The following is a 22,490-nucleotide window of genomic DNA, read 5'->3' on the forward strand; positions in this document are numbered from 1 at the left end:
TCATTGTTTTATAGGTGTAGCTTTTTTTGTGAAAAAGAATACCTGTTCAGAAAATAATAATCACAGGATATTAAAAATATAACGTATGAAAATTCTCAAATGGCTGAAAATATTCGGAATGGGACTGCTTGTTCTCATTATTCTTTGGTTTCCGGATCTGTTCCCCTGTATATAATTACAGCGGCAGATAAAACGAGGTATAACAGTTTTGTTAAAGATGAAAAACTGAAGAATGAAATGCTGACCGCCTGGGATAAAATGCAGAAAGATCCCCTGAAACTATCATCAGACAGCAGGCAGATTATTGCCCCCGAAAGCGGACATTACATCAATCAGGATGAGCCGGAAGTGATTGAGAATGCCATTAATGATATGCAGCATAAGCTTTCGGAAAAATAAGAAAATGCAGAATCAGGTGAGGGTATCCCTGTTTTCAGGATTGAATATTTAGCAAATTTTAGCAAATTTTTCAATAGATTTTCGAGATTAAAATGCTAAATTTGATAGAATTAATAGGGAATTATGAAGTTAATTGAACTTGCCAGAGAACTGAATGTTTCGGCAGAAGCCATCAAACAGTTTATCCAGGATTTCGACCTTGAATTGGGAATCTGCATCAGCACCAACTTTGAAGTAAAAGAAGATTTTGAAAAATTTGCACGTGAAAATGCAGATTTTTTAAGGCTTTACGAAAAAGACCTGGATAAAAATAAAACTGTGGAACAGATCGCTGAGGTTATCAATCAGCCCAAAGAAGATATAGAAAAAGCCATTAAAGAGACCAATCCCAATATCTTTGACAACGGTTTCTTCCGTTCATCAATCTCCAGTTACGGTATCGATAATAAATTGGGAGGCAATTACCAGTTCGTCTATGATTATTTCGGACATAAAACCAGCCTGAAGCACAGAGATTTTATAGGTTACAGAGACCTTTTCTTTTACATTTCAGGGGTTTTGGAGCCATTCCTCAATCCGCAGCAGATCAAAGACTGGGGAATCAATAAACCGGCCGGAATTGTTCTCTACGGACCTCCCGGAAGCGGAAAGATATTCTGGGCCAACAAGATAGCCGAAATTATAGGGTATCATTTCAAAGAAGTCAAAAAACATTATCTGGGAACTTCATTTATTAACGGTAATAAAACCAATTTCAACGATTTTCTGCTGACGATGATGAAAGAAGATAAAGTACTGCTTTTCCTTGATGATTTTGATGAGATTATGATGCAGCGAAAAGCAGAAACAGATATTGCTTCCTGCAACCTGGAAACCCAGGAACTCATCCTTCATTACATCGGGAAATTTGAAAAAGAAGAACTGCTGATGGTAGGCTCAGCCAATTCAATTGCAGAAATTGATGAAGAAATCCTGGCTCCCGGAAGATTTGATGTGATGATCCCCGTTTTTCCACCCAACGCTGCCGAACGCTCAGAAATCATCCTGTATGCGATGACGAAAGATCTGGAAGCAGATTCTCTTCTGTTCAAGATCCTCAAAAAGAATAAAGCCGATAAAGTTCCGTTCTGGCACGACATTTCTTCAAAAATGAAAGTATTCAGCAATACCATGCTGATCGACTTTACTCAAAGTCTGAAAAAACGGATCAAGAATCTTTATCAGAGAACGCGGAATGAAAATCTGAAGATCGATCAGAACCTGCTGAATGCTGCTTTGAGAGATGCCGCCGGAAAACTGACTGAAGAATATCTGGACCAGATCGCCAGATTCCTGGCAGATGTGATCATCAATAATTTCGACGAATTCCGTTACAGGATACAGGCTTTGAAAAAAGAACTTGAGACCTACCAGGTCGTGGAAGAACCTAGAAGAGCGATCGGGTTTCACCATAACGGAGATGAAGATGATGCGCAGGGATAATAAACATACAAAAAATATCATTTTAAAGCAGATCAATCTTTCTTACTCATTATCCATTACTCATGAACAGCATCTGGGAGCTTGAAACCTTTTACAGAAAAAGAAATATCATCATTATCGGATCCGGTTTTTCAGGATTATGGACAGCTCTGGCCGTTAAAGAAAAATATCCTGAAAAATCAGTTCTCATCATTGAACGGAATACGGTTCCGCTGGGGGCTTCAACAAGAAACGCCGGTTTTTCCTGTTTTGGCAGCTTAACGGAAGTGATTGCCGATTCAGAGAAAATGGGATGGGATAAAACGCTGGAGCTGGTCACGATGAGGTTTGAAGGCCTTCAGAAAATTCAGAAGTATTTTAAAAATGATGAAATAGATTTTGAGCTGGATGGAGGGTATGAGATTTTAAAAGATGATCAGCCTCTGCAGAAGCTGGATCTGGTGAATGAAAAACTGAAACCGATAACCGGGCTTGAAAAAACGTACCGTCTGGAACAGGAAAAGATACTGCAGTTCGGTCTGGGAAAATCTGCATTTTTGATTGAAAATCCCTGTGAAGGAAGCCTGCATTCAGGAAAGCTGCTGCATAAACTTCAGGAAAAATGCCATGAACTGAAAATTGAATTTCTGTTCGGAACAGAAGTCAAAAGCGTGAATGAAAAAACGGATGCTGTGGAGATCAGGCTTTCGGAAAGTCTTTCTGTGGAAGCTGAACAGCTGATCTACTGTACCAATGCTTTCAGTTCAGAATTTCTGGCTAATGAAGACATCATTCCTGCCCGCGGACAGATCATCCTGACAGAACCCGTCGGGAATCTGAAATTAAAGGGAACATTCCATTATGATGAAGGCTTTTACTATTTCAGAAATCTGGGAAACCGTGTATTATTGGGAGGAGGCAGAAATCAGGATTTCAAAACAGAAGAGACAACTGCTTTTGAAACCACGGAATTTTTACAGAATCATCTGGAAAGATTCCTGAAAGAAGTCATCTTACCGGAACAGGACTTTAAAATTGCACTCCGCTGGTCAGGAATTATGGCGATGGGAGCTGAGAAAAGTCCGGTGGTAAAACAACTTTCGGAAAGACAGTTCTGCGGAGTAAGACTTTCAGGAATGGGAGTAGCACTGGCTCCGAAAATCGGAGAGTTGCTGACAGAAATGATTTAATACTTGTTTATCAAAATCGAAATTATTTTGCATAAAACTTTGCGTTTAATTTTTTTTGTTTTTTGAAAACGCAAAGTTTACATCTTTTTGCTTCACATTTTAAGGGAGTAAAGATTAGAATCAACAAAGTTGATTCGATGAAGCAAGCGTTTTAACAGCTAGCTTTATCAGCGACGAAACCGCATCACTTTGCCTCATTCAAGATAAAGCGAAATTATTCATCAACTTTACGTTTAATCTTTTTTACTAAATCTAATATAATTTATTGAGTATCTGGTGATCAGTTCGTAATGATATTTAAAGGGACTTGATGAAGTCATAGGTTTTCCCACCAATCCATAATATCACAGGTGATTTTTTCAGAATTGAATTCAGATCTGTAAAGACCATATCCCACACAAAGTTCGGTTTCTATTATACCCTGTATTTTCTGTGAATCTGCTCCTTTTTCCAATTGTTGAAGAGTTTTTTCCGCGAGATAAGCACAGAAGTCTTTACCCATTCCCGGGCTTATATTCATTGATATGATCAGCTTTTTCAGTTGCCCGGAATTGGCCCGGTGCTCATTAATTAAAATATTGATGTAGTTTTTATCCATTCAGATGATATTGGGATCAGGCGCAAATCTTGAGAAGCAGCAAAAAAAATACAAAACTCAAGCCCGCAAATATCTTCTCAAACCTTGTATTTAAAATATTTCTCTCCAACTTTTGAAACCGATCTGTATTTTGTCAGGATAAATATACATTTTTGAAAAAAGAAAAGGTAAATTTTAAGAAATCTTCTGTTCAGCCGCCTCTGTGAAACATGAAACATTAAACCCTGAACTTTAAAGAGGAAACCTTGAATTCTGAATCCTCAACTGACAAAAGAATTCGTATTTTTGTATAAAATTAAAAATTCGTGATCAACAACGACCAGATAAAAGAAGTTCAGTCCAGAATAGAAGACTTACATAAATATCTTCAGATTGAAAAAAAGAAGATAGAAATTGCCAATGATGATGAGAAAACAGCCGCTCCGGAATTTTGGGACAGCCCGAAAGAAGCCGAGGCTTTTCTGAAGCAGCTCCGTTCCAAAAAAAGATGGGTAGAAGATTATGAAGAGATCAGAACCCAGTTCGAAGACATGCAGGTGCTTGTAGAATTTGCCAAAGAGGATCCGGATTCCGAAAAAGAGCTGGACGATACTTTCCCTCAGCTGGTAGAAAAGATAGAGGACCTGGAATTCAAAAATATGCTTTCCAATGAAGGGGATGAACTTTCGGCAGTACTTCAGATCACGGCAGGAGCCGGAGGTACGGAAAGCTGTGACTGGGCTTCCATGCTGATGAGAATGTACACAATGTGGGCAGAAAAACAGGGGTACAAGATCCGTGAACTCAACTTCCAGGAAGGTGATGTAGCCGGAGTGAAGACCGTTACCCTGGAAATTGACGGAGAATATGCTTTCGGATACCTGAAAGGAGAAAACGGTGTACACAGGCTGGTAAGAATTTCACCTTTTGACAGCAATGCAAAACGTCATACGAGTTTCGTTTCAGTATATGTTTATCCGTTGGTAGACGATACCATCGAGATCAATATCAATCCTGCCGATATTTCATTTGAAACGATGAGATCATCCGGAGCAGGAGGGCAGAACGTAAACAAGGTAGAAACTGCCGTACGTCTACGCCACGCACCAACAGGAATCATTATCGAAAACTCCGAATCCCGTTCACAGCTTCAGAACAAAGAAAAAGCCATGCAGCTCCTCCGTTCAAGACTCTATGAAATGGAATTGGAAGAACGTATGAAAGCAAGAAACGAGATCGAAGCCAATAAAATGAAGATCGAGTGGGGAAGCCAGATCAGAAACTATGTAATGCATCCGTATAAACTGGTAAAAGACGTACGTTCAGGCCATGAAACCTCAGATGTGGATTCTGTAATGAACGGAAATCTTACGCCATTTCTAAAAGCCTTCCTTATGGCCGACGGTACCGCAGTTTCCGATGATGATCTTGACTTGTAAAATATCATGTTTTTATTTTAGTTAAAATCTTATAATTAATTTTTGTTTCAGACTTTTTACGCTTATTTTTGTTGCTAATCGTTATTTATGGAAGATTTCAATAGCTGGAAAGACTTACTGAACCCTGAATTTTATATCAAAATGGGTGGGTTCTGGCTTATTTTATTCATTGTTTTTGCCGAGACCGGACTTTTTGTAGGATTTTTCCTTCCGGGTGATTCTCTGCTTTTTGTTTCAGGGATTTATGCCGTTGAAATCATCAAAGAGACTTTTGGCTCTACCGGGAGCGATTTTTTAGATACCACACTGCTGGCTACCGGGGTGGCTCTGGCTGCCGTGATAGGAAATGAAGTGGGATATTATTTCGGAAGAAAAACAGGTCCTGCCTTATACAAGAGACCGGATTCAATGCTGTTTAAGAAAAAATACCTTTACCAGGCTCATGATTTCTTCGAAAAACACGGAGCGCTCGCAATTATTATGGCCAGGTTTTTACCGGTGGTAAGAACATTTACTCCAATTGTAGCCGGAATTGTAAAGATGGATAAAAAGGAATTCCTCAGAGATAATATTATCGGTGGGGTTCTATGGTCGTTCATTCTGATCTTTGCCGGACATTACCTTGACAAGCTGTTCATGGATCAGTTTGGAATCAATTTGAAAGAAAAACTGGAATACATCATCATTGTTATTGTACTTGTTACAACCCTTCCGGTGATCATTAAATTTGCTTTCGGGAAAAAAGAGGACTTCTCTAAATACGAAAACAAAGACTTTGAATAGACATTCAACAATACAGTATAACCGATAACCTGCTTTTGAGCGGGTTATTTTTTTATCCATTCCAGGATATTCGGATAGATGATGCTGTCTCTTTTTCTTTTGCTGAAAAGCCTCGGAACATGGCCTGTTCTTTCCATAAAGATAAGTTTATGCGGAATATGCTCCCGGCTAAGTGCTGAATCCATCGCAATCCCCTGATGCCGGTTAACCAGAAAATCATTATTTCCCTGAAAAAGAAGGGTAGGTACGTTCGTAATATTGGCGATAGGGCTGGCTTCTTTAAAGTCTTCGGATATGTTTTTGCGGTCAAATTTCGTACCCACTACTTTCTGAAAAGTAGGAGAGGTGTATTTGGAGTAAAATGAATTCAGATATTCCGGGCTGTAAAAATCGGTCGGTCCGCTCAGGGAAATGATCTTTCGGATCTGGTCTGGATGTTTGTATCCGTAAAGGAGAGCGAGATGCCCTCCGGCACTTTCCCCCAGCAGGATGTAATTGTCAGGCTTCAGTTCTGCTTTTTCCGAAAGAGAGTTGAACTTTTTTATAGCCAGACCTATATCTTCCAGCTGTTGTTTATAGGTGATTTTTTTCCGTCCGGAAACCAGCCTGTAATTCATGTTGATGCTTGGAATCTGGTTTTTGAAAAGCATTTTCTGGATCTGGATCATATGTTCTTTTTTTCCCAGCGTCCATGCCCCGCCGTGTACAATAAGCACTACCGGGCTGTCTTCAGGATAATCCAGAGGAAGGAAAACATCCATCTTTTGTCTTTTATGTTCCCCGTATTTTAAATTATAGATTTTCTGCTGGCCGTCGGGACCTACCCATACCCTGAATTTGGTATTACATGACTGAAGCAGGAAACTTATGGATCCGACCACAAAAAAATGGTATCTCAGAATGAGCTTTTTCATAGATTAAAAATACAAAATAAACACGGAGAAATATTGAAGAAAACAGAATTACTCAAGGATCGTTTTATCTCTGCATTTATCCTCATCCCAGTAAATAATTCTGGTTACATACCCTTCACGGCAGTTGCATGGGATGGAAACCGGAACATAGGCCGATTTCATTAAAAAGGGTCTGTTCTTTTTATCCAGCCGGTAAGACTCATCTACCGGATATTCCGTAATGGTTTTTTCATAGGTATCTTCATTTTTATAATAGGAATATTCTTCGGAAAGGATATTATTTTTATATACTTCAGCGAGTTCCGGTCCGTACAGCGAATTCTGGTAGACGAATGTATATTCACTGAACTCATTACCATGCTGATGAAAACCATATTCTAACCGTTCCTGCTGATTGTAGAAGTAATAAAAGACTTCATAATCCCGGTTGTTCTCATTTTCTTTGCTGTAAAGCTGAAGGTATTTCTGAGGGGAATTGATATTAATATCTTTGATTTTTTTCAGATCTTCAGTTCCTTTATATCGGATTACAGGATTATATTGCCCGGAATAAATAAAATGAAATTTTCTGTCATCTCCGGAATTTTGGGCGTAGTGAATCCTATTGATGCTGTCATACTGTATATTTTCGTTACAGATTAAGCGGATCCTGTCCTGATACTTTTCAAAAGCTCTTTCAGGTAATTCCCTTTTCAGATCTTTCAGCCGTCCGTATATTCTGATACCTCCTTCGCTGCTGATCTCAGAAATAATCTTTCTGCTGTTTCCTTTGCAGACTGTTTTCAGAGATTTTAAATCACATTGAAGATAGTCATGTGCTTTCTGGGCAGAAAACAGCAGGGGAATAGTACCCAACAGCAGAAACCTGATTTTTATATGGAGACTTTTTAATAACATTTTTATTTTTTAAGAAGATCAATTTCAATGATATTATTATCTTTTTTGATTTGATCAAGTCTGATTTTTTCGATTTCTCTTACCTTTTGCTGTCCGCTCACCGTATTGCCGTTTTCATCAAGATAATCAGGGATCTTACCAATCAGATTGGCAACGGGATTGAGACGGTAATTTTTATACAGTTTAATAAATTGAAGATACGATATTTTTGATGTTTTATAGTTGTTTAAATCCGGATAAATCAGTTCTTCCTGACTCTCTTTGATTCCCTTAATGAGATAATGATGACTTTTGGTACTGTCTTCCAGCTCAAGGATCAGCCCCGGAAGCCCATAGAATTTATAAGGTCCGTCCTGAAACGGAATATCTTTGGCAAACCATGCTGTCCATTGCCTTCCGCCAAATGAAACCGTTGCTTTCTGTACTTTATGATCCAGGATTGTTTTGAATTCGGATGCCAGTTTCCAGGGAAGTTTTACATCCTGACTAACAATATATTTCTCGTAAGAAACTATTTTTACATATTCAATTTCAGAGGAATTGGGATATTTAATGATCTGTTCACTGATCATCGGTTTATCAGGAGGCATGGAGAGTATTCCTTTTTTTGAATCACTGAGCAGGGTAGAATCAGACCTGTACATCTCCTGTCCGAAAAACATAGATCTTTTTTTATTGATATCCAGTACCATTATTTCTGTCATGCTCTGGTTCTTTTGAGCTGAATCAGGAACAAAACGGTATTCATAGAAAAACTGTCTGTTTTGGCTGGAGCATAAATTACATAAGAAAAGAGAGAAAAGCAGAATCAAAGATTTCATATTTATATTTTTCAGTGCATTACGAATATACAAAAATAATACAGCAGACTATTCTTCAGTTTAATCAGGATGAATTTACCATAATTTCCACCACGGCCTGGGCCTGGGTACTGTCTGGTTCTCTCCGGATGGCTTTTCTGTTTCATCATAAAACAGTTTTCCACACTCATTCATTCCGATAGGATAGGATGTCCGTTCCAGCCAGTCTTTATCTGAAAGCTCAGGAAGGGGTTCAAGCTGTATTTTGGATAAAAAGTTCTGTTTTGCTTTTTCAGTAATTTCGTTTTCAATACCGGAGGTATTCCGGGTAAAGAAATCAATAGTATCAGAAGGAATTTCCAGCAGAAAAATCTGTGTTTTGTTTTCCGCTTCCGAGATATCCAGTACTTTGAAATAAGATCCGGCAGTAAGCAGGATGTGCCCGTAATCTTTCATATCAGGAGAAAGTGCGGAAATATCTTTTCCGTTGGCTGAGGCAATCAGGTAGCGGGTGTTACCGGACAGGCCGCCACCTTTGTATGTCATGTCTGTAAAACCCCGTTCGTGAAGGATCTGTCCGGGATAATACTTTGAAATCAGCTTTTCGGTAAGATCGGTATCACGGTAATACAGGGTAAGCCCGGCAAAAGTGCGGTTATAGATTTCTTCGATGTCTGAATGAGTCATGATTATTACGATAAATGCCTAAGATACAAAGATTAAAATAATAAGAATATTGTGAATGAAAAATGTCTGAAATTAATGTTTTACAAACCGTTTGTAAATAGAATTAAATAATTATTTTTGCTCAGCTTAACAAATATTAAAAAAAAATTAAAATATGGCATCAGGCTTTTTTGCAATTTTAGATGATATTGCAGCATTGATGGATGATGTGGCAGTTACCAGTAAACTGGCGACACAGAAAACAGCAGGAATTTTAGGAGACGATCTTGCGGTAAATGCCGAAAAGGCAACCGGTTTTCTATCCTCCCGCGAACTTCCGGTTTTATGGGCCATCACAAAAGGATCATTCATTAATAAACTGATTATTCTTCCCATTGCTTTCCTGCTCAACTGGCTCTATAAACCGGCCATTGAGATCATTCTTATCCTGGGAGGGTTATATCTGGCCTTTGAAGGAGTGGAAAAGATCATCGAATTTTTATTTCACCGTTCCAAAAAAGGGCATGAAGTAGTACAGGAAAGTGAAGAAACTGAAAATTCTGAAGTGACAGAAAAAGCTAAAATAAAATCGGCCATCACCACAGACTTTATCCTTTCCATTGAGATTGTTATCATCGCTTTGGGAACGGTAATTCAGGAAGAACATCCGTTGCTTACACAGATTATTACAGTAACATTCGTATCGTTTATTGCTACGGTAGGAGTATATGGGATTGTTGCACTTATCGTAAGAATGGATGATGCAGGATTCAAGCTGATTAAAAAGAGCCACGATAAAGGAGTTGTTTCCAAACTGGGGCATTTACTGGTAAAAGCACTTCCCGTAATCATCAAAATATTGGGAGTAGTGGGAACTATCGCTCTTATTCTGGTATCAGGAGGGATTTTCTCCCATAATATCCACTATCTTCACGAGCTGCTTCCTACCTGGCCTTCCATACTGAAAGAATTTACTTTCGGAATTGCAGGCGGACTGGCTGCCGTAGCTGTTTTCACCGTAGGAAAAATGATTTATTCCCTTGCCGTAAAGAAATAATTAATTGACGACTGTAATTGAAATAAAAACTCAGCGGTGGATTGACTGCTGAGTTTTTTATTGTTATTATTGAAATCAACAGGTGTTTTTAATGCGCCTGAAAAACAATCAAAGCACAAAAAAAAGAGACCCTAAGGCCTCTTTGTATTAATTGAATAAATCTTTTACTTTGTCAAAGAAAGTTTTTTCCTTTCCGGATGGTTCTGCAACCATATCTCCGCTGTTCATCTGCTTTTCAAAGAATTCTTTCTGTTCCTTATTAAGCTTCTGCGGGGTCCACACATTGATATGGATGAACATATCACCTTTACCATAGCTGTCTATGCTTGGAAGACCTTTTCCTGCCAGTCTCAGAATTTTTCCGGACTGGGTTCCCGGATCAACGGTGATCTTCACTTTTCCGCCAACAGTTGGAACTTCTTTTTTCGTTCCTAAAGCTGCTTCTGCAAATGAAATATATAATTCCTGATGAAGGTTGTCCCCTTCTCTCTTGATGGTTTTATCAACTTCCTCTTCAATGATTACCAAAAGGTCTCCCGGAACTCCGCCGAAAGGAGCATCATTTCCTTTTCCTCTTACATTAAGCTGGATACCGTCTCTTGCTCCGGCAGGAATATTGATGGTTACCTCTTCCTCATCTTTGATCAGTCCCTGAGCGTTGGCTCCGGCCGGAATTTTATCGGCTACTTTCCCGATTCCCTGACAGGTTCCGCAGGTCGTCTGGGTCTGCATCTGCCCGAACATGGTATTCATTACTTTAAGCTGAACACCGGACCCGTTACAGGTAGGACATGTTTTGGAAGTAGCACCTTCTGCCACCTTCATTTTTTTAACTTTGATGGTTTTCTGGGTTCCGTTTACCATCTCTTCAAGGTTCAGCTTGATTCTGATTCTTAAATTGGAACCTCTTGCCTGCTGGCGGCCACCGCCACCACCGCCGAAACCTCCAAAGCCACCTCCGAAAATATCTCCGAACTGGCTGAAAATATCTTCCATATTCATGCCGCCTCCGAAGCCTCCGCCTCCGAAACCTCCGTTGCCGCCTACTCCGGCATGGCCGAACTGGTCATAGCGGGCACGCTTCTGCTCATCGCTCAGTACTTCGTAAGCTTCAGCAGCTTCTTTGAATTTTTCTTCCGCCACCTTATCTCCCGGATTTTTATCAGGGTGATATTTGATGGCCATTTTACGGTATGCTTTTTTTATTTCGTCGCCTGAAGCAGATTTGCTGATCTCCAGAACCTCGTAATAATCTCTCTTTGACATAATGCTTATAACTGATTACTGATAAAATGATAATTGATGTTTACTGCATACAGATTAAGCCGTTGCCAATCAATTATTTTTCATCATTTGATATTAGTTTCCTGTTACTACTTTAGCGAAACGGATCACTTTATCATTCAGAGTATATCCGGTTTCAATAACATCTACGATTTTTCCTTTCAGATCTTCCGATGGAGCAGGAATCTGAGTGATGGCTTCATGGAAATCCACATTGAAGCTGTCTCCAGCCTTTACTTCCATCGTTTTTAAGCCTTTTTCGCTCAGTTTATTTTTAAATTTCTGATAAATAAGTTCTACTCCCTGAAGGTCGGCAGGGTTTCCGTTTTTAGCGATTTCTTTCAATGCTCTTTCAAAGTCATCTAAAACCCCTAACATAGAAACCATCATGTCCTGGTTGGCGTACTGGAAGAATTCCATCTTCTCTTTAGCCGTTCTTTTTTTATAGTTTTCGAACTCTGCATACAATCTGATGTAACGGTCTTTTTCTTCTGCCAAAAGTTCCTCTGCAGAAGGTGAAGATGTCACATTGTCTCCGGATGTTGCTTCGTTCTGGATGTTGTTCTCTTCCTGATTATTGATGCTTTCTTCGTTAATATCCTGGTTTTCCATAATTCAATATTTATTTACACATTGATTTGACAAAGATTCTGCCAAATGGAAAAATCAGGACATTAAGGCAGAAAAAGTGAAAAGGAAATGTCAATAATGAATGGTGAAAAATTAATTTCTCAACCCTTCAAACAATCATCAATTATTACCCTATTACCCATTACCTATTACCCATTGCCCATTGCTCATTATTTCCCCATAAACGTCTGATACAGCAGATACAGGTTTAAAACAATAATAATCACGGAAATCACCCATACACAGATCTTAAGGAAGGGTTTATTGGCAAATTCTCCCATTTTGGCCTTGTCGTTGGTAAACATCACCAGAGGAACGACCGCAAAACTCAGCTGCATCGACAGGATTACCTGGCTTAATACCAGCAGGTCTGTGGTTCCCTGTTCACCATAAATAATAGCAACAATCAGGGCCGGAATAACAGCGATAAGTCTTGTAATCAGTCTTCTCAGCCAGGGTTTCAGTCTGATATTCAGGAAACCCTCCATGACGATCTGCCCGGCAAGAGTTCCGGTAAGGGTAGAGTTCTGTCCAGAGGCCAGAAGGGCAATGGCAAAAGCAATACTTGCCATAGAAGCTCCCAGAATAGGAGTAAGCATTTTATAAGCGTCATGGATGTCTGCTACATGCTCATTTCCCGTAGTGTGAAATGTTGCCGCAGCCAGAATAAGGATGGCTGCATTGATGAAGAAGGCAAGCATCAGAGATACGGTGCTGTCCAGAGTCGCAAATTTGATGGCTTCTTTTTTTCCCTCCCTGTCACGTGTATAATCTCTGGTCTGTACAATACTGCTGTGCAGATACAGATTGTGGGGCATTACAGTCGCTCCCAGAATCCCGATTGCAATGTACAGCATGGCCGGATTCTGAATAATTTCTTTCTGAGGAACCAGGCCGCCGAGAATTTCGTTGAAAGCAGGTTTGGAAATAACGATTTCGTAAACAAAACAGGAGAGGATGATAAAAATAAGTCCGCCCACAATACTTTCTATCCATCGGAAGCCTTTGGCCTGAAGAAGAAGGATAAACAGTACATCAATCGTGGTGATCACAATTCCCCAGGTGAGAGGAATATGGAACAGGAGATTTAATGCAATGGCAGAACCGATCACCTCGGCAAGGTCACAGGCAGCAATGGCAATCTCACAGAATACCCACAAAATGAAGTTGGTGGTAGGGCTGAAGTGATCCCGGCAGGCCTGTGCAAGATCTCTTTCTGCCACCACTCCAAGTTTTACGGAAAGATGCTGAAGGACCATGGCAAAAATATTGGAGATAAGAATAACTGAAAGCAGGGTATAGCCAAACTGTGCCCCTCCGGCAATATCGGTAGCCCAGTTTCCGGGGTCCATATATCCTACGGCAACCATAAGTCCCGGACCTGCAAAAGCAAGATATTTTCTCCAGAAAGTTGCTTTTTTAGGAACTTTGATGGAAGAATAAACCTCGGGAAGTGAATGAGCCGTTTTATCTTTACGCCATGCGTTTTTTATATTGAAATTCATAAATGTTAGAAATGACTAACAAATTTAATTAAATAAATATAAATATGAAAATAAGAAAAAGAAAAATCCCGGAAAATTAATTTCCGGGATTAAATTTTTATTGATTCTAAAAAGGATTATTTAGCAAATCTTACTGCCATCTTTCTGTCGGCAGCTCTTTCTGCATCAGAAGCTTTGGCATCTACCGTAGCAAATTTGCTTCCGTATCCGTCAGCTTCCAGAACCTGAGCTCCTACGCCTGCTTTGGTTAAAGCAGCTTTAATGAACTCAGCTCTCTCTTTGGATAATTTGATGTTGGCAGCTTCGTTTCCTGTTTTATCAGTATAGCCTCCAATCTTGATTTTAGCTTCCGGGAATGCTTTTAAAATAGCTACCAAATTATCCATCTGGCCCTGAGAACCTGCTTCCAGTTCAGTAGAGCTTCCCATTTTGAAATTTACATGGTCAAAATTATACCACTTATCTTTTAAAGCAGCATCGTCTGCGGCATTTTTATATCCTCCTGACTTAAGGAAAGCGATCATCTGATCTTCCATACCTCCTTTATAACCTTTCAGCATTACCCCGTTAAGGTCGATGTTTTCATCTGTTTTGGCTGCCGGAGTTGTAGTGGCTGATGAAGTATCTGCCGGGGTAACAGCAGCAGATGAATCTCTGGATGAACCTGTGGAGTCTGTGGCAGTAGTAGTGGTGGTGGTTTGCTTTTTCTCACACTGTTTCCATAAGAAATAACCGGCAGCAATTAACAGCAAAAGCGGAAGCAGCCATTTCCAGATGGAGCCTCCGCCTTCGTTATTGTTATTTCTGTCAGGATTTGTTCCTGTAGGGGTAGTACTTCTCGTTACTTCTACTTTAGGCTCTTCACTGGCCGCCGCAGCAGCAGCAGAAGTGTTACTGTCATTATCAAACTTATATCCTTTAGCCCAGTCACCGATATTCAGTGATGCCAGAGAAAGTCCTGCCGGCAGTAATGAAGAGATAATTCCTTTCTGGTCATTCAGTAATCCTGAAATCCCGGATTTATCCAGATTGTTATCCGCGGCGTATTTTCCGATGGATCCCACCGTGGCTCCTGTTACCAGATTCAGCAATGAACTGGATGAGTTATTGCTGATGCCTGCAAAAGTCGCAATAGAATTGATGATTCCGCTTACCTTGTCTCCGAAAATCGAAGTGAGAAGATTAGCGATCATGGGATTATTAGAAGCGCCTCCTAATAAATTTCCCAAAATTCCGCTTGACGAAGCTCCGCTTATGGCATCCAAAACACCGGGGTTGTCCGAATTATTGGCTAATCCTCCTACCACAGCAGGGAGTAAACCTCCAATTGCTTTTGATATACCGGATTCACTTTCTCCGAACTGGGATGCTGCCTGTGAAACCAATGCAGGACCCAGCTGCCCTTTAATTAAATCAATGACATTTAAAGACATAATAAATTTATTTTGAGATTAATGTTCTATAAAATTAAACAAAAATCTGTCCAAATGTCACTTTTTTTAAATATTTATTTAAATTCTGTCGGAATTTTTGGAAATTGACAAAATTATTAGTAGGCTTTTGCGAATAACACACGTCTTTTTGAAGGCTTTCCTGAGATCATGGAAACTCCCTCTTCAATGTCGTCATCTAAAGGAATACATCTGATGGTAGCTTTCGTTTCGTCTTTGATCTGCTCTTCTTCTTCAGCCGTTCCGTCCCAGTGTGCATAAATGAAACCTCCTTTTTCTTCAAGAACCGTTTTGAACTCTTCATAAGAATCCACTTTGGTGATATTATCTTTTCTGAAGTTGAAGGCTTTTTCAAAAATATCTTTCTGAATGGTCTTCAATAGTTCTTCGATGTAGCTATCCAGTCCTTCAATAGAACGGACTTCTTTGGTAAGGTTATCTCTTCTTGCAATTTCAACAGACCTGTTTTCCAGATCTCTTGGTCCCATTGCAATTCTTACCGGAACCCCTTTTAGTTCATATTCTGCAAATTTCCAGCCCGGTTTGTTCTGGGTATCGTTGTCAAATTTCACAGAGATTCCCTTTGCTCTCAGTTTAGCCTGGATATCCAGAGCCACTTCACTGATCTGGGCAAGCTGTTCATCTCCTTTAAAGATCGGAACAATCACTACCTGGATCGGAGCCAGGGTAGGAGGAAGTACCAATCCGAAATCATCGGAGTGGGTCATGATGAGTGCTCCCATCAGACGGGTAGAGGTTCCCCATGAGGTAGCCCATGCGTGTTCAATTTTTCCTTCTTTATTGGTGAACTTTACATCGAAAGCTTTTGCGAAATTCTGACCCAGGAAGTGAGACGTTCCTGCCTGAAGGGCTTTTCCGTCCTGCATTAAAGCTTCAATACAGTAGGTCTCGTCAGCACCTGCAAATCTTTCAGAAGGTGTTTTTAACCCCTGAATTACCGGAATGGCCATAAAGTTTTCTGCAAAATCGGCATATACCTTGTTCATTTTTTCGGCTTCTTCCACGGCTTCTTCTTTGGTGGCGTGCGCTGTATGGCCTTCCTGCCATAAAAATTCAGCGGTTCTCAGGAATAAACGCGTTCTCATTTCCCAGCGTACCACATTGGCCCATTGGTTGATCAGGATCGGAAGGTCTCTGTAAGACTGGATCCAGTTTTTATAGGTATTCCAGATGATGGCTTCAGAAGTCGGACGTACGATAAGTTCTTCTTCCAGTTTGGCATCCGGATCTACAATCAGTTTGGAAGGGTTGTCCGGATCTGTTTTTAATCTGTAATGGGTAACCACTGCACATTCTTTAGCAAAACCTTCTGCATTTTTCTCCTCAGCCTCAAACAAGCTCTTGGGCACAAAAAGCGGGAAATAAGCATTAACGTGACCGGTTTCTTTGAATTTTTTATCCATTTCATCACGCATTTTTTCCCAGATTGCATAGCCGTATGGTTTGATCACCATACATCCTCTTACTCCGGAGTTTTCTGCTAAGTCAGCTTTTACAACCAGCTCATTATACCATTTGCTGTAATCTTCGCTTCTTGAGGTTAATTTTGCCATTATTTTTTAAAATTTTTTTAACTTTTGTACATTATTGTAATCTAAAAATAAAAATCTATTTTTGATAGATTTTTTTACCAGTGTTTGGTACATTTTTGGTACAGATTGCAAATATAATTTAAATTAAAAATTTATACGTTATCATGAAAAAAAATATACATAAAAATTTGCTTGGTTTGTTAAAATCCAAAGGGATTTTAGCCATATCGGGCGGATTGCTGCTTGTGTCTTGTGGCGCTCAGATGGGCGGATACACAGAGACAGACGGGGTGTACTATGACCCGAATAAAGATACGCTGCCGGAAGGAGTAATTATCAATGATGGCGGAAACCGTGTAGGTGAATATTACGATTATTATCAGGACTCTAATGTGATTCAGAATGCGGAAGCTAATGCAAGAGAGCGTGATAACAGATATAATTCATGGAGTGATGTCAATCTGAATGTCAATGCTACGGATTCAGACTGGGGTAATTTTGCAGGCTCACAGACCAACTATTATGACAATTCCTGGGGGTGGGGATACCCGTGGGGATGGTATGGCGGTTATAACCCATATTGGGGCTGGAACCGCGGCTGGGGCTGGGGTATGGGATTATCCTGGGGCTGGGGCGGATCGATCGGCTGGGGCTGGGGAGGCTCTATGGGCTGGGGAAGTCCGTACTGGGGCTATGGATATTCTCCTTATTGGGGAGGCTATTATGATCCATTCTGGGGAGGAGGCTACGGTTATCCTTACTGGGGCTGGGGCGGTGGCTACTGGGGCCACGGACATTACAACAGACCGATTTACAGAAGAAGCAGCGGTGGTGGTTTCAGTAATCCCGGCCTAACCAATGCTGTTTACAATACCAATACTTACAGAGGTGGTTTCAGAAACAGCGGTGATGCTGTGAGAAGTTCCAATAGTGGTTTCAGAAGCGGGAACAGTTCAAACGGCGGTTTCCGTAATTCAAATACAAATGGCGGCTTCAGACAGGGGAACACCAATGGAGGTTTCAGACAGGGAAATACCAATGGAGGTTTCAGAAACCAGTCTCAGGGTGGTTTCCGCAATTCGAACTCTCAGCCAAGACCTAATTATAACTACACTCCACAAAGAGATAATAGCGGTTTCAGATCGAATGGCGGTTTCAACAACAGCAATTCAGGCGGCTTCAGAGGAGGAGGTTCTTCAGGTGGTGGCGGAGGCTTCAGAAGCGGCGGCGGAGGCGGCGGCTTCAGAAGTGGCGGCAGATAATTGTAAACTAAATAACTATTAAAAAAATAATGTTAAAAAAATCTTTAGTATTAACGGGCATAGCTGCGGCATTTTTTGCACAGGCTCAGGATGTTTCTGTATTGAGGAATACTGTAGATGTATATTCCGGTTCTCCTATGGTGGGATCAGCAAAATTCAATGCAATGGCAGGAGCTAACGGAGCCCTGGGAGGTGATGCCAATTCACTGCTTACAAACCCTGCCGGTTTAGGAGTAGCTATTTCAGGTGAGGTTTCAGGAACTTTATCCATTGCAGGAAACAGAAACAAGAGTACCTGGAACAGCTCTACGGTCAATTACAGTAAAACAACAACTGATCTTGGAAATGTCGGTGGAGTGATTACTTTTCCGCTAATGACTGAGACGGCCTGGAAGTTTATCAATATCGGTATCAATTATTCCAACCAGTCATTAGATAACTATATAGAATCTCCGGGGAGCAATAATCTGATCACGGATTTCAATGACGGTAAAAGTGCATCACTGGCCGGACATGCCTACAACAGATATGGAAATCTTTCCAAAACAAGCTTCGGGGTAGGTGCCAATTATAATCACAGTGTGTATATAGGTGCCGGTTTAAACTTCTTTGGAGCTTCTCTTGATCAGTATGATACGGCAGTTTTTCAAATGACGGATAACGGATCTTTAGAGTTTTTTGACAGACAGAATACCCCTTTTTCTGAAAGGTCAACCGGTTTTTCCGCTTCCTTAGGGGTTATCGGTAAGTTGAATCCTAATTTCAGAGTAGGTGCATCCATTGAAACACCTACATTCTGGTCAATAGACAGGGAATACAATTTCTATAACGATCCTCAGAGAGGAGATGGTGTTGGCGGAGAAAATAACAAGCTCACCACACCACTTAAAGCAACCGTGAGTGCAGCGTTTGTAGCAAGCAAAAACTTCTCGTTGAATGTAGATTATACGCTGGGAGTTACCAGACCTAAATATAAAGTATACTCAGGAACAGAAAGTGAACTGAACAGTTTCTTTAAAGATAATTATAAGAATGTTTCAGAAGTGAGAATCGGTGCAGAATACAGAATAAAGCAGCTGAGACTGAGAGGAGGATATTCTTATTCTTCCAATCCTTTTGATGCTTTAACGGTAAGCCAGCTGAATCCTGATGCTTCCACTTCGGACCGCTCAAACAGTGACATGATACTGAATGACCGGAATCTGGCTTCTTTCGGTATAGGGTATGACTTTAAGTCATTCTATGTAGATGCATCCTATCAGTACATTACCTCTTCATACAGTAATCCTTATTTAAGAGGTATTGAGACAGGAAATCCTTCTACGGATACGGCTTATTATTCCGGCAGCAGAATTCTGGGATCAGATTATTTTGTGGTAAGCGATGTGAAAAACAACAGAAATAACTTCTTTATTACATTCGGCTGGAAGTTCTAATTCCAGATTGTGTAATGAGTGATTAAATTGAGGCTCCGGACCAATGGTCCGGAGCTTTTTTTATTGGCCGTATTTTTAAGGCTGTGAAAATTAAGTTTACAGGTACTGAAAACTGCTGTAAGATCAGATTATGTTGGGAAAGATAAAAACAGATCAGTATTTATGATTGATGTATTGAGAATTTCCCTCTTTCATCACCGTTTTCAAACCTTTATCCAAACTGAAATGAAATTAATGATGATGTCCCACATGAGAGTGGTTGTGGAAAAGATGCATAACCAGCGCTAAAGAAACGCCTACGATGACCAGACCGATCTTGACCCAGTCGATATTGTGATTCTTGTTGCTTTCAAAAATAATGACGGATGAAATATGAAGAAAAATCCCGCCTACGATAGCCAGAAAATAAGGCTGCAAATCCGGATTGAAATAATTACCCAAAAGCATTCCCATTGGAGAAGCAAGAGCAAAGAGGGCAACGATCAGGAGGGAGGGGTATGATGATCCCTGGCTATCATTTTTCCTGTTGAATAAGAAGGCACCGAGAATGAACGAAATAGGAAGGTTGTGAAATACAATTCCCAGCAGGTAAGGGGAAAGCTCATGCTCTTCATTGGCCAGAGGAATTCCCTCGATAAAGGCATGGACAAATAATCCTACCATTAAAGCAACGGGAAGGATGTTATGCTCATTATGATGATGAAAATGTCCGTGCTCGAAACCTTTCGTCAGTGCTTCAAGGATCATCTGCAGAAGAACTCCTGCAATAACGAATATTCCCAGGCTGCTTCCTGCTTCGGAGGTGTATACCTGAGGAAAAACTTCATTCAGGCAGATCGTAATCAGGAATCCTGCACTCAGGATCAGCAGATTTTTGGCCAGTTTTTCTTTTTTTCCGAAGTGCTTCCCAAGGAATACTCCTGCTATTACACTCAGAATCAGTAAAAGTACCGTAATCATTATTTTTTCTTAAATAGATTAATGCATCTTGGAGAGATGTCTTTAGAGAATTCATTTAACTGATAATCTCCCCAGACTTTTATTCTTTCAAAACCACAGTTTGCCGCATAAGAATGAATCTCTTCCAGTGAATGGAGTTTTACTTTTTCAAAAAAATGAAAAGGTTTCCCATCTGCTTCAAAACGAATGTCTTTGATCACGTGCCGGCCTTCAATCTTTTTAAGGATCTTAAATTCAATATCTCCGCGTGTTACAGAGGCTTCAGGTACTAATGTCCTCCTCACATATTCCTGGTTCAGATAGTCCAGAACGAAATAACCTCCGGGCTTCAGGACATTGTATACGGACTGGAATACTTTTTTATCGTCATTTTCATTGTCGAAATAGCCGAAACTGGTAAACAGATTGAATACTGCATCCATAGGATCGGCATCAATCGGATTTCTCATATCGTGTACATCGAAAATAAGGGTCTGGTTTTCAAACTGTCTGTCGAATTCTATACTCTGTCTGGAAAGGTCAAGCCCCAGTACATCATACCCCAGTTTATTCAGGAATACGGAATGTCTTCCTTTTCCGCAGGCAAGATCAATAATTCTGGATGCTGGCGGCAGCTGAAGGTCTTTCGTCAGTGCTGTAATAAAGTTTTCTGCTTCCGTATAGTCTCTGTTGTTGTAGAGAAGATGATAATAAGGGGTATCAAACCAAGATTCAAACCATTCCATAATACAAAAATAACTAAATTTGCGCTGTTAAAAGCAAAGTATTTTTATTTTGAAGGATAGACAGGCTCAATCGGATTTTGAATTATGATCGTTAATCTTTTAATTTTTAAATCATTAAATCTTTTAACACCTTAAATTATGGATATAGAAAATCTAAAGATTCAGATAAAAACATTCTTCGGGCTGGAACAGGTTTTGGCAGAAGAGATCAAAAAATTGGGAGGAAGAAAGGTAGAAGTGAAAAACAGAGCTGTAAATTGCGAAGGTGATCTCGGCTTTCTTTATAAAGTAAATTATTCGGCAAGGACTGCTTTGAAGATCCTGATTCCTATTTATGAGTTCAAAGCATTCAATCAGCATCAGTTTTATGACAGGCTTTTTAAAGTATCCTGGGAAGAGTTTATGGATGTAGACCAGTCTTTTGCGATTGATGCTACGGTAAATTCCGAAACCTTTAAGCATTCGCAGTTTGTGACCCTTAAAATGAAGGATGCAATTGTAGATTATTTTCAGGATAAGTTCAAGAGACGTCCTAATGTAGAAACAAGATCGCCGGACATTAAATTTCACCTGCATATTGACCGTGAGCTGATTACCATTTCTCTAGATTCTTCAGGAGATGCCCTGTTTAAGAGAGGATACAGGAGAGAGCAGGGGGAAGCACCAATCAATGAGGTTCTTGCCAGCGGAATGCTTCAACTGGCAGGCTGGGATGGGAAAGGAAATTTCCTGGATCCTATGTGCGGTTCGGGAACTCTTCTGATTGAAGCGGCCATGATTGCCATGGATCTTCCGGCACAGATTTTCAGAAAGAGATTTGCATTCCAGAACTGGAAAAACTATGATGCGGATCTGTTTGCCAAGATCAAAGAATTCAGGATCAACAGGGTAAAAGAATTTACGGGAAAAATTGTAGGGTATGATATTGATGCCCGCATGCTGAATGCAGCAAGAATGAATATTGAAGCGGCCGAAATGGAAGATGTGATTGAAGTGAAAAAACAGAATTTCTTCGATTCCAAAAAAGATCTTTTCCCGTTACTGATGGTATTCAACCCTCCTTATGATGAAAGAATTTCCATTAATGATGATGATTTCTATAAAAAGATAGGAGATACGTTTAAAACCCATTACCCGAATACACTGGCCTGGCTGATTTCTTCCGATCTTGAAGCTGTAAAAAAGATAGGGCTTCGTCCGTCAAGAAAGATCAAACTGTTCAACGGAAAACTGGAAACAAGATTCCTTCAGTATGAAATGTATGAAGGAACCAAGAAAGTTCATAAGATTGAAAATTCAAAATAAAATACCAACCTTCCATTCCGGAAGGTTTTTTTATTGGGCAGTCTGTCTTTTTAAATTTTATTTGAAATATCGGAATTCTTTAAATGGTAAAATAAATTAACCTCAGTGTGGGATAATATTTGAAGCTGGAAGTTATGTAAGACATCATTATGATAAGTGCTGATCTCTTTATATTCTTTTTAAATTTTATTTGAAA

General features: G+C 40.1%; 21 protein-coding genes. 9 read left to right on the forward strand and 12 right to left on the reverse strand.

From position 1 onward, the window contains the following. Positions 1 to 99: 99 nt before the first annotated feature. The 3 genes from AC106S_RS10920 (at position 100) to AC106S_RS10930 (ending at position 3,050) form a co-directional block, all read left to right on the forward strand. A complete protein-coding gene (locus AC106S_RS10920; RefSeq protein WP_482439098.1) occupies positions 100 to 399 on the forward strand; it encodes a hypothetical protein in 300 nt (99 codons plus the stop codon). 123 nt (positions 400 to 522) lie between these two features. Continuing rightward, the gene (locus tag AC106S_RS10925) at positions 523 to 1,881 is read left to right on the forward strand and encodes an AAA family ATPase (RefSeq protein WP_482439099.1); all 1,359 of its coding nucleotides are present in this window, start codon (positions 523 to 525) and stop codon (positions 1,879 to 1,881) included. Between the two features lie 62 nt (positions 1,882 to 1,943). Then, on the forward strand, positions 1,944 to 3,050 hold the full coding sequence (locus AC106S_RS10930; RefSeq protein ID WP_482439100.1) for an NAD(P)/FAD-dependent oxidoreductase: 1,107 nt from the start codon (positions 1,944 to 1,946) through the stop codon (positions 3,048 to 3,050). Between the two features lie 316 nt (positions 3,051 to 3,366). On the opposite strand, the gene AC106S_RS10935 is transcribed toward AC106S_RS10930, so the two are convergent. Beyond that, positions 3,367 to 3,648, reverse strand: a complete 282-nt coding sequence (locus AC106S_RS10935) for a hypothetical protein (protein ID WP_482439101.1) — start codon at positions 3,646 to 3,648, stop codon at positions 3,367 to 3,369. 305 nt (positions 3,649 to 3,953) lie between these two features. Between AC106S_RS10935 and prfB the strand changes: the two genes are divergently transcribed. Then, positions 3,954 to 5,066 (forward strand): peptide chain release factor 2, encoded by a 1,113-nt coding sequence (prfB, locus tag AC106S_RS10940; RefSeq protein ID WP_482439102.1) that lies wholly within the window; start codon positions 3,954 to 3,956, stop codon positions 5,064 to 5,066. An 87-nt stretch (positions 5,067 to 5,153) separates the two neighbouring features. After that, positions 5,154 to 5,849, forward strand: coding sequence for a DedA family protein (locus tag AC106S_RS10945; RefSeq protein WP_482439103.1), 696 nt, complete (start codon positions 5,154 to 5,156; stop codon positions 5,847 to 5,849). Positions 5,850 to 5,893: 44 nt separating this feature from the next. Here the strand turns inward: AC106S_RS10945 and AC106S_RS10950 are convergent, their stop codons facing one another. The 4 genes from AC106S_RS10950 to AC106S_RS10965 all read right to left on the reverse strand — a co-directional run bounded on the left by AC106S_RS10950 (position 5,894) and on the right by AC106S_RS10965 (position 9,147). Further along, positions 5,894 to 6,763, reverse strand: a complete 870-nt coding sequence (locus AC106S_RS10950) for an alpha/beta hydrolase (protein WP_482439104.1) — start codon at positions 6,761 to 6,763, stop codon at positions 5,894 to 5,896. 48 nt (positions 6,764 to 6,811) lie between these two features. Further along, positions 6,812 to 7,660: a hypothetical protein gene (locus AC106S_RS10955; RefSeq protein WP_482439105.1), complete on the reverse strand. Its 849-nt coding sequence runs from the start codon at positions 7,658 to 7,660 to the stop codon at positions 6,812 to 6,814. Positions 7,661 to 7,662: 2 nt separating this feature from the next. Then, positions 7,663 to 8,481: a GLPGLI family protein gene (locus tag AC106S_RS10960; protein ID WP_482439106.1), complete on the reverse strand. Its 819-nt coding sequence runs from the start codon at positions 8,479 to 8,481 to the stop codon at positions 7,663 to 7,665. 75 nt (positions 8,482 to 8,556) lie between these two features. Continuing rightward, entirely contained in the window at positions 8,557 to 9,147 is a 591-nt protein-coding gene (locus AC106S_RS10965) for a hypothetical protein (RefSeq protein WP_482439107.1), read from the reverse strand. 154 nt (positions 9,148 to 9,301) lie between these two features. Here AC106S_RS10965 and AC106S_RS10970 point away from each other — a divergent pair, with 154 nt between their 5' ends. Continuing rightward, positions 9,302 to 10,183 carry a DUF808 domain-containing protein gene (locus AC106S_RS10970; RefSeq protein WP_482439108.1) on the forward strand — a complete coding sequence of 294 codons (882 nt, stop codon included), beginning with the start codon at positions 9,302 to 9,304 and terminating at the stop codon, positions 10,181 to 10,183. A 147-nt stretch (positions 10,184 to 10,330) separates the two neighbouring features. On the opposite strand, the gene dnaJ is transcribed toward AC106S_RS10970, so the two are convergent. The 5 genes from dnaJ to proS all read right to left on the reverse strand — a co-directional run bounded on the left by dnaJ (position 10,331) and on the right by proS (position 16,627). After that, positions 10,331 to 11,449, reverse strand: coding sequence for a molecular chaperone DnaJ (gene dnaJ, locus AC106S_RS10975; RefSeq protein ID WP_482439109.1), 1,119 nt, complete (start codon positions 11,447 to 11,449; stop codon positions 10,331 to 10,333). Between the two features lie 93 nt (positions 11,450 to 11,542). Further along, entirely contained in the window at positions 11,543 to 12,079 is a 537-nt protein-coding gene (locus tag AC106S_RS10980) for a nucleotide exchange factor GrpE (RefSeq protein WP_482439110.1), read from the reverse strand. Positions 12,080 to 12,267: 188 nt separating this feature from the next. Next, entirely contained in the window at positions 12,268 to 13,602 is a 1,335-nt protein-coding gene (locus tag AC106S_RS10985) for an Nramp family divalent metal transporter (protein ID WP_482439111.1), read from the reverse strand. 116 nt (positions 13,603 to 13,718) lie between these two features. Then, entirely contained in the window at positions 13,719 to 15,035 is a 1,317-nt protein-coding gene (locus AC106S_RS10990) for an OmpA family protein (protein WP_482439112.1), read from the reverse strand. A gap of 116 nt (positions 15,036 to 15,151) precedes the next feature. Further along, positions 15,152 to 16,627, reverse strand: a complete 1,476-nt coding sequence (proS, locus tag AC106S_RS10995) for a proline--tRNA ligase (RefSeq protein WP_482439113.1) — start codon at positions 16,625 to 16,627, stop codon at positions 15,152 to 15,154. Positions 16,628 to 16,770: 143 nt separating this feature from the next. Here proS and AC106S_RS11000 point away from each other — a divergent pair, with 143 nt between their 5' ends. Together AC106S_RS11000 and AC106S_RS11005 are read left to right on the forward strand one after the other, a co-directional pair. Then, on the forward strand, positions 16,771 to 17,868 hold the full coding sequence (locus AC106S_RS11000; protein WP_482439114.1) for a prolyl-tRNA synthetase: 1,098 nt from the start codon (positions 16,771 to 16,773) through the stop codon (positions 17,866 to 17,868). A gap of 29 nt (positions 17,869 to 17,897) precedes the next feature. Next, positions 17,898 to 19,304, forward strand: a complete 1,407-nt coding sequence (locus tag AC106S_RS11005) for an OmpP1/FadL family transporter (RefSeq protein ID WP_482439115.1) — start codon at positions 17,898 to 17,900, stop codon at positions 19,302 to 19,304. 231 nt (positions 19,305 to 19,535) lie between these two features. On the opposite strand, the gene AC106S_RS11010 is transcribed toward AC106S_RS11005, so the two are convergent. Then, the gene (locus AC106S_RS11010; protein WP_482439578.1) at positions 19,536 to 20,261 is read right to left on the reverse strand and encodes a ZIP family metal transporter; all 726 of its coding nucleotides are present in this window, start codon (positions 20,259 to 20,261) and stop codon (positions 19,536 to 19,538) included. Positions 20,262 to 20,263: 2 nt separating this feature from the next. Further along, positions 20,264 to 20,989 (reverse strand): class I SAM-dependent DNA methyltransferase, encoded by a 726-nt coding sequence (locus AC106S_RS11015; RefSeq protein ID WP_482439116.1) that lies wholly within the window; start codon positions 20,987 to 20,989, stop codon positions 20,264 to 20,266. Between the two features lie 138 nt (positions 20,990 to 21,127). On the opposite strand from AC106S_RS11015, the gene AC106S_RS11020 reads away from it, so the two are divergent. Continuing rightward, positions 21,128 to 22,294: a THUMP domain-containing class I SAM-dependent RNA methyltransferase gene (locus AC106S_RS11020; protein ID WP_482439117.1), complete on the forward strand. Its 1,167-nt coding sequence runs from the start codon at positions 21,128 to 21,130 to the stop codon at positions 22,292 to 22,294. The last annotated feature ends 196 nt before the right edge of the window (positions 22,295 to 22,490 follow it).

The organism is Chryseobacterium sp. FR054 (assembly GCF_056844565.1).

Bases quoted from the DNA above. Each gene is read 5' to 3' on its own strand.
- AC106S_RS10980 (WP_482439110.1), bottom strand. From the start codon at position 12,079: ATGGAAAACCAGGATATTAACGAAGAAAGCATCAATAATCAGGAAGAG.
- AC106S_RS10960 (WP_482439106.1), bottom strand. From the start codon at position 8,481: ATGAAATCTTTGATTCTGCTTTTCTCTCTTTTCTTATGTAATTTATGC.
- AC106S_RS11015 (WP_482439116.1), bottom strand. From the start codon at position 20,989: ATGGAATGGTTTGAATCTTGGTTTGATACCCCTTATTATCATCTTCTC.
- AC106S_RS11020 (WP_482439117.1), top strand. From the start codon at position 21,128: ATGGATATAGAAAATCTAAAGATTCAGATAAAAACATTCTTCGGGCTG.
- AC106S_RS10955 (WP_482439105.1), bottom strand. From the start codon at position 7,660: ATGTTATTAAAAAGTCTCCATATAAAAATCAGGTTTCTGCTGTTGGGT.
- AC106S_RS10945 (WP_482439103.1), top strand. From the start codon at position 5,154: ATGGAAGATTTCAATAGCTGGAAAGACTTACTGAACCCTGAATTTTAT.
- AC106S_RS11005 (WP_482439115.1), top strand. From the start codon at position 17,898: ATGTTAAAAAAATCTTTAGTATTAACGGGCATAGCTGCGGCATTTTTT.
- AC106S_RS10950 (WP_482439104.1), bottom strand. From the start codon at position 6,763: ATGAAAAAGCTCATTCTGAGATACCATTTTTTTGTGGTCGGATCCATA.
- AC106S_RS10920 (WP_482439098.1), top strand. From the start codon at position 100: ATGGCTGAAAATATTCGGAATGGGACTGCTTGTTCTCATTATTCTTTG.
- AC106S_RS11000 (WP_482439114.1), top strand. From the start codon at position 16,771: ATGAAAAAAAATATACATAAAAATTTGCTTGGTTTGTTAAAATCCAAA.
- AC106S_RS10985 (WP_482439111.1), bottom strand. From the start codon at position 13,602: ATGAATTTCAATATAAAAAACGCATGGCGTAAAGATAAAACGGCTCAT.
- AC106S_RS10935 (WP_482439101.1), bottom strand. From the start codon at position 3,648: ATGGATAAAAACTACATCAATATTTTAATTAATGAGCACCGGGCCAAT.
- proS (WP_482439113.1), bottom strand. From the start codon at position 16,627: ATGGCAAAATTAACCTCAAGAAGCGAAGATTACAGCAAATGGTATAAT.
- AC106S_RS10970 (WP_482439108.1), top strand. From the start codon at position 9,302: ATGGCATCAGGCTTTTTTGCAATTTTAGATGATATTGCAGCATTGATG.
- dnaJ (WP_482439109.1), bottom strand. From the start codon at position 11,449: ATGTCAAAGAGAGATTATTACGAGGTTCTGGAGATCAGCAAATCTGCT.
- AC106S_RS10930 (WP_482439100.1), top strand. From the start codon at position 1,944: ATGAACAGCATCTGGGAGCTTGAAACCTTTTACAGAAAAAGAAATATC.
- AC106S_RS10925 (WP_482439099.1), top strand. From the start codon at position 523: ATGAAGTTAATTGAACTTGCCAGAGAACTGAATGTTTCGGCAGAAGCC.
- AC106S_RS10965 (WP_482439107.1), bottom strand. From the start codon at position 9,147: ATGACTCATTCAGACATCGAAGAAATCTATAACCGCACTTTTGCCGGG.
- AC106S_RS10990 (WP_482439112.1), bottom strand. From the start codon at position 15,035: ATGTCTTTAAATGTCATTGATTTAATTAAAGGGCAGCTGGGTCCTGCA.